The sequence below is a fragment of the Pseudodesulfovibrio pelocollis genome (assembly GCF_030282845.1).
Taxonomy (GTDB): domain Bacteria; phylum Desulfobacterota; class Desulfovibrionia; order Desulfovibrionales; family Desulfovibrionaceae; genus Pseudodesulfovibrio; species Pseudodesulfovibrio pelocollis.
This window is the reverse complement of record NZ_JASTWE010000078.1, coordinates 1-5,993: the sequence shown is the minus strand read 5'-3', so window position 1 is coordinate 5,993 and position 5,993 is coordinate 1. Positions and strand designations below refer to the sequence as shown.

Genomic DNA, 5,993 nt, shown 5'->3' with positions numbered 1-5,993 from the left:
CGGCCAGCCCCCAGGCCTTGAGCCTGCGATAGAGGGTGGCCCGGTGGATGCCGAGCTGCCTTGCGGCCCGGGCCTTGTTCCCGCCGCACCGCTCCAGCACTTCCAGCACGGCCCGCTTGTCCGCCCTTCCGGCGCGGGCCGCCGGCCAATCCCCGCCGCCTTGGGGCGTACCCCTCGCCATGGACATATCCGTGGCCGCGACAGGGGCAGATGCGGCCCAAGGCCCGGCCTGCGTCCCGCCGAACATCTGGTCCACGAAGTCGCGGCGCATGTGCCGCAGCGTGATCTCGCCGCCCGGAGAGAGGATGCAGGCATGCTCCAGGGCGTGGCGCAGCTCGCGGATGTTGCCCGGCCAGCCGTAGCTCATGAACAGGTCCATGACCTCGCCCGACACGCCGTCAAAGGCCTTGCCGAACTGGTTTGAAAAGAGTTCGAGGAAATGGTCCATCAGCAGCGGGATGTCCGACTGTCTGTCCCGAAGCGGCGGCAGGGCCACGGGCATGACGTTGAGCCGGTAATAGAGATCCTCGCGGAAGATGCCCTGGCGCACGGCGTGGCGCAGGTCCGCGTTGGTGGCGACGATGATGCGCACGTCCGCCGTGCATGTGCGCGACTCGCCCACCCGCTCGTATTCCTTTTGTTCCAGAAAACGCAGCAGTTTGAGCTGGATCAGCGGCGAGATGTCGCCGATCTCGTCCAGGAACAGGGTGCCGCCCTCGGCCGCCTGGATGCGCCCCACCTTGTCGCGGATGGCCCCGGTGAAGGCCCCGCGCACATGGCCGAACAGTTCGCTTTCAAGCAGGCTCTCGGTCAGGGCCGAGCAGTTGACCTTGACCATGGGGTGCCCGGCCCGCGAGCCGCCATAGTGCAGCGCCTCGGCCACCAACTCCTTGCCCGTGCCCGACTCGCCGAGGATGATGACCGTGGAATCGAGCGACGAGAGCTGCTCAAGCAGCCTGTACATGTCCTGCATGGCCGAGCTGCGGCCGATGATGCCCCGGAACCCCTGGCGCTCGTGGAGCCGCTTTTCGAGGTCGGCGATGCGCGAGATGTCGCGCACCACGAGCACCGCGCCCGCGTGGCGCTTGTCCTGGTCGATGAGCGGGGTGCAGTTGAGTTCGGCCGTGCGCACCCCAAGGCCCGGCACCGCAAACTCCGCCTCGTAGCCGTGCACGGACCGGCTGGTGCGCAGCACCTGGGAGAGCACGCTCTGGCAGGCATTGCCCGGCACGGGCAGCAGCTCGGAGAAGTGCCTGCCCCGGGCGTGTTCGCGGTCGATTCCCAGGAGCGTGGCGGCCGCGCTGTTGGTGGCGATAACCCGAAGCTCGCTGTCCACGGTGATGATGGCGTCCGGGATGCTGCGGAAGGTGGCTTCCAGGTTGAGGCGGTACTGCTCCTTCTCGGCCATGGCCAGAGTCAGGGCGTGTTCCGCCTCCTTGCGCTCGGTGATGTCGCGGCCCACGGCCTGGATCTCGATGACCGCGCCCCGGTGGTCGAGGACCGCCCGGTTGGTCCAGAGAACCCACCGCTCGGCTCCGTCGTGGCGGACCACTCGCTGCTCGCGGTCGAACACGGGCCTCTCCGGCCCGGCCTCGCGCAGCCAGGCGCGCACGTCGCGCCGCTCGTCACCGGCCAGGGCCGGGAAGAACTCGCGGCCCACCACCTCGTCGCCGTCCACGCCGAAGAACTTGGCATAGGCCTCGTTGACAAAGGAGAGGGCTCCATCGGGCGTGTAGCGGCAGATCAGCTCTGTCTGGTCCTCTACAACGGCGCGATAGAGGCGTGCGCCCTCTCGCAGCGCCTCCTCCACGGCCCGGCGGCGGGAGACATCGGTCACGCAGGCGGTGCAGACGTCGCGCCCGCCATGGTGGAAACGGGCCAGGGACATCTCGGCCGGAAAGACCGTGCCGTCCTTGCGCCGGTGGCTGGTCAGGGACATCCTGGCCACGCCCGAGCGGATCGCCTCCATGACTGGCTCCGGCTCGGCCAGCAGCCCGGCCACGGCCATGCCGACCAAGGTCTGGCGGGGGTGGCCGTAGAACCGCTCAGCCGCCTCGTTGCAGTCGAGGATAACGCCGTCGGCGCAGTCAAAGACCAGGACCGCGTCGCGCACGGCGTCGCGGACCCCGCCATAGCGCAACCGGCTCTCGATCAGATCGGCCTCCTTGCGCCTGGCTGGGGCCGTGTCGCGCCACAGGACCACGGACCCGGCAGGCGCGTCACCATCGAACACGGGCCGAAACAGGACATCAAGCGCCAGATCGTCCCGGCACTCCTCAAGGCGCTGCGGCAGCCGGGTGGTCCGGGCCCGGGCCAGGGCCTCGCCATGGAAGCGCGCCGCGTCTGCGGGCAGCAGAGAGAGATAGGGCGCGCCCGTCAAGTCCTCGCCAAGTCGGCCGAGCATGGCCGCGCCGCCTTCGCCCACGGCCGTCACCGTGCCGGTGTCGTCGAGCAGGAAGACGGCTTCACCCGCCGCATCGAGTAGGGAGCCGATAAAGCCGGACGCGCGGGCCAGCCTCGCAACCATCTCGCGCTCCCTGACCATGGCCGCCTTGAGCTCCAGCCCCTGGCAGGCGAGCATGGACAGGCGGTGTTTCTCCACCGGCCTGCGCAAATAGGTCATGGCCCCGTACCGGACCACCACCCCGCCGGGGTCGTCCATATCCCGGTCCACCAGCAGGACCAGGGGCGCGTCGCAGCCGTTGTCCCGGGCCATGCGCAGCAGTTCGTAGCCGTGCCCGCCGTCCAGATCCAGGGCGGCCAGGATCATGTCCGGCTCAAGACGCGCCATCAGGGCGCGCGCCTCGGCCATGGTTCCGGCGCACTCCGCGCGATACCCCCTGGCTGCCAGGGTGTCTGCGACGAGGCTGCGCGTCTCGTGATCGCTCTCGGCGACGAGAAATATCGGGCTCACAGGCGATTCTCCTGAAAAACCCCATACATCACTTGTGCGATTATCACCAGCCCCAAGAGTGTTCGGCATCAGGCCGCGCATCGTCCCAATGCCGGATGTCCAGTTTGGGCTGTCCATTTTGTGCGCAAGGGTGTATGGGAGAAACGTGGAGGACCGTTCTGTTCACAACAGCACACAGGAGGAGCGCCATGTCTTCGTTCACCGAAACCGATCTGCCCCTGGAACTCAACGACGGCGAAATCGTCACCCTGGCTGACGGCACGTCTGTCCGCTTCGAGTCGAGCGGCGAGGCCAAGGACATCATGATCAACGACGGATTCTCTCCGGCGGCGACACTGTTTCCCGGCAACGAGCACGTGTTCGAGGCCGGGGGCAACACCTACCGGCTGTCCTGTGAATTCGGCAACGCGATGAAGATCGAGCGGGTCTGACCCAGGCCCGGGCTGCGACGCGCCAGCCCCGACAGGGCGCGTCGCGACCGGGCAGCGGAGGCACCCTGTCGAAAGAACGCCCGCGACACCATTGCGCACACCGGCGCGCCCCAGTGTCGCGCCCCGGTGTCAGGCCGTGGTCAGGGATTATTGCCTTTACTTTTTCCGCCAGCTTGATACTCATGGAGGTCCCACTCCCTCGCCGGGCGTGGGGGAAGGTGTTCCTTGCAGGGAGGGGGACCATGGCCAAAATACTCGTCGCCGAAGACGACAGGATTTCCCAGAAGCTGGCGGTCAGGATCGTCGAGGACCTCGGGCACACCGCGTTTGTCAGCCCGCACGGCAAGCACGCCTATGAGTCCCTGACCGCATGCAACGATTTCGACCTGCTGCTCACGGACATCATGATGCCCGAGATGGACGGCCAGCAACTGATCATGACCCTGCGCGGCGACCAGCAGTTCGCGAACCTGCCTATCATCATCATGTCTGCGGTGGTGGGCATGACCGAGATATCCGGCCTGCTCAAGCTGGGGGCCACCCTGTTCCTGGCCAAACCCCTGGACCGCAGCGAGTTGCAGTGCTACATCAACCGCTGCCTGGGCAAGCCAGCCAGAGCGGCCGCCAACACCAGAGGCATATCCACTTCCTGACGAAATGCGCATCCTCATCACCCACAACAATTTCCCGGCCCAGTTCAGGCACATCGCCGAGCACCTGGGCCGGGTTCCCGGCAACACCATCGTCTTTGCCACCAAGACCCCGCGCAAGGAATGGACCATTCCCGGCGTGACCAAGGCGGTCTTCACCCCGGTGGGCGAGCCGTCCAAGACCCATCCCCTGGCGGGCGGGTTCGACGACGCGGTGCGCCACGGCGCCGGGCTGCTCCAGCTCTGCATCGGCCTCAAGAAGCAGGGGTTCGTGCCCGACGTCATCCTCGGTCATTCTGGCTGGGGACAGACCATGTTCCTGCGCGACGCCTACCCCGATACCCCGTTCATCGGCTACTTCGAGTGGTATTACCGGGCCGACAGCCCGGAGACCACCTTTGACGCCCGGCCCCGCAACGAGGCCGAGCTGGCGGCCATCCGCCTGCGCAACACGGCCATCCTGCACGATCTGGCCTCCTGTCGCGCCGGGGTGGCTCCCACGGCCTGGCAGCGCTCGCAGTTCCCGGCCGAGTTCCAATCCAAGATCATCCAGGCCCACGACGGCATCAACACCGTGTACTTCTCACCAGCCGACAACGGGCTGCTGCCCATCGACCAGCTCGACCTGCCCGGCACGAACCTGACCGGGGCCACCGAACTGGTCACCTACTGCTCGCGGGGGCTCGAACCCTATCGCGGCTTTCCCCAGTTCTACGAGGCCCTGCCCGCCATCCTCGATGCGCGGCCCGGCTGCCATGTGCTCATCGTGGGCGAGGACCGCATCTGCTACAGCCCGAGGCTCCCCGAGGGGCAGTCTTACAAGTCGCTCATGCGCGAGAAGGTGGCCGTGGACGAGAGCCGGGTCCACTTCACCGGCCCCCTGCCCTACGGCTGGTACAAGCGGGTGCTCCAGGCCTCGTCGGCCCACGTCTACCTGACCTGGCCCTTTGTCCTCTCCTGGTCATTCCTGGAAGCCATGTCCTGCGGTGCCCTGGTGGTCGGCTCGGATACCGAGCCGGTGCGCGAGGTGCTGCGCCACGGCGAGAACGGCCTGCTCACGGATTTTCGCTCGCCAACGCGCATCGCCGAGACAGTGATCGAGGCTCTGGTGCGCCAGCAGGAGCTGCTGCCGCTGCGCGCCGGAGCCCGCCGCACCATCCTGGACCGCTACTGCCTGAGCAAATGCCTGCCCGCCCACCTGAGCCTGCTGACCCAGGCGGCCAAGGACGGACCGGCCCGCTTCGCCCCCCTTGACAAGAGGGTCGTAAACTGACGATCTGCCCCGAGCACCGACTGCACAGCCGCCGCAACCCCACAAACCACGGACAATGACCATGACCCACACCGCCAAGACCCTGACCGCCGCCCTGCTCCTGCTCCTGCTCCTGACCGCGCCCGGCCACGCCGCCGACCCCGAAAACACCCTGTACCTCGACCTCGACTCCGGCCGCGTGGTCATCGAGACGCGGCCCGACCTCGCCCCGGCCCATGTGGCCCGGATCAAGGAACTGGTGCGCGCTGGCTTCTACGACGGCGTCGTCTTCCACCGCGTCATCGAGGGCTTCATGGCCCAGACCGGCGACCCCACCGGCACCGGCCGGGGCGGCTCCGGCCAAACCCTGCGCGCCGAGTTCTCCCGCGAGCCCTTCGTGCGCGGCACGGTGGGCATGGCCCGCTCCCAGAGCGAGCACAGCGGCGACAGCCAGTTCTTCATCTGCTTTGCCCCGGCCTCTTACCTTGACGGCCAGTACACAGTCTGGGGCAAGGTCACTTCGGGCATGGAATTCGTGGACAGAATCAGCAAGGGCCAGGGCTCAAGCGGCATGGTCCGCAACCCGGACCGCATCATCCGCATGCAGGTGGCCGCCGACGTGGCCGCAAAATAGCCGCGCCCCGTCACAGGACATGAAAAAGGCGCGCCTCCCCGGGGAGGCGCGCCTTTTTCATGCGTGTCGTGCGGATGACCAGTTGTCAGTCAATATTTCGTTATCCAATTCG

The 5,993-nt window shown here is 67.2% G+C and carries 5 protein-coding genes; 4 read left to right on the top strand and 1 reads right to left on the bottom strand.

Annotated features, from left to right (window positions below):
* The coding region (locus QQS14_RS15985; RefSeq protein ID WP_285908018.1) for a sigma 54-interacting transcriptional regulator at nt 1-2,914 on the bottom strand (2,914 nt) is incomplete at its 3' end.
* Between the two features lie 188 nt (nt 2,915-3,102).
* Here QQS14_RS15985 and QQS14_RS15980 point away from each other — a divergent pair.
* From QQS14_RS15980 to QQS14_RS15965, 4 genes are all read left to right on the top strand, one after another.
* Complete coding sequence (locus tag QQS14_RS15980) at nt 3,103-3,345, top strand: hypothetical protein (RefSeq protein WP_285908017.1); 243 nt, start codon at nt 3,103-3,105, stop codon at nt 3,343-3,345.
* 242 nt (nt 3,346-3,587) lie between these two features.
* A complete protein-coding gene (locus QQS14_RS15975) occupies nt 3,588-3,998 on the top strand; it encodes a response regulator (protein ID WP_285908016.1) in 411 nt (136 codons plus the stop codon).
* A gap of 4 nt (nt 3,999-4,002) precedes the next feature.
* Nucleotides 4,003-5,268 carry a glycosyltransferase gene (locus tag QQS14_RS15970; protein ID WP_285908015.1) on the top strand — a complete coding sequence of 422 codons (1,266 nt, stop codon included), beginning with the start codon at nt 4,003-4,005 and terminating at the stop codon, nt 5,266-5,268.
* Nucleotides 5,269-5,329: 61 nt separating this feature from the next.
* Complete coding sequence (locus tag QQS14_RS15965) at nt 5,330-5,881, top strand: peptidylprolyl isomerase (protein ID WP_285908014.1); 552 nt, start codon at nt 5,330-5,332, stop codon at nt 5,879-5,881.
* Nucleotides 5,882-5,993: the final 112 nt, after the last annotated feature.

Excerpts from the sequence above, each read along its gene's own strand:
- QQS14_RS15970 (WP_285908015.1), top strand. The coding sequence starts at position 4,003 with ATGCGCATCCTCATCACCCACAACAATTTCCCGGCCCAGTTCAGGCAC.
- QQS14_RS15965 (WP_285908014.1), top strand. The coding sequence starts at position 5,330 with ATGACCCACACCGCCAAGACCCTGACCGCCGCCCTGCTCCTGCTCCTG.
- QQS14_RS15980 (WP_285908017.1), top strand. The coding sequence starts at position 3,103 with ATGTCTTCGTTCACCGAAACCGATCTGCCCCTGGAACTCAACGACGGC.
- QQS14_RS15975 (WP_285908016.1), top strand. The coding sequence starts at position 3,588 with ATGGCCAAAATACTCGTCGCCGAAGACGACAGGATTTCCCAGAAGCTG.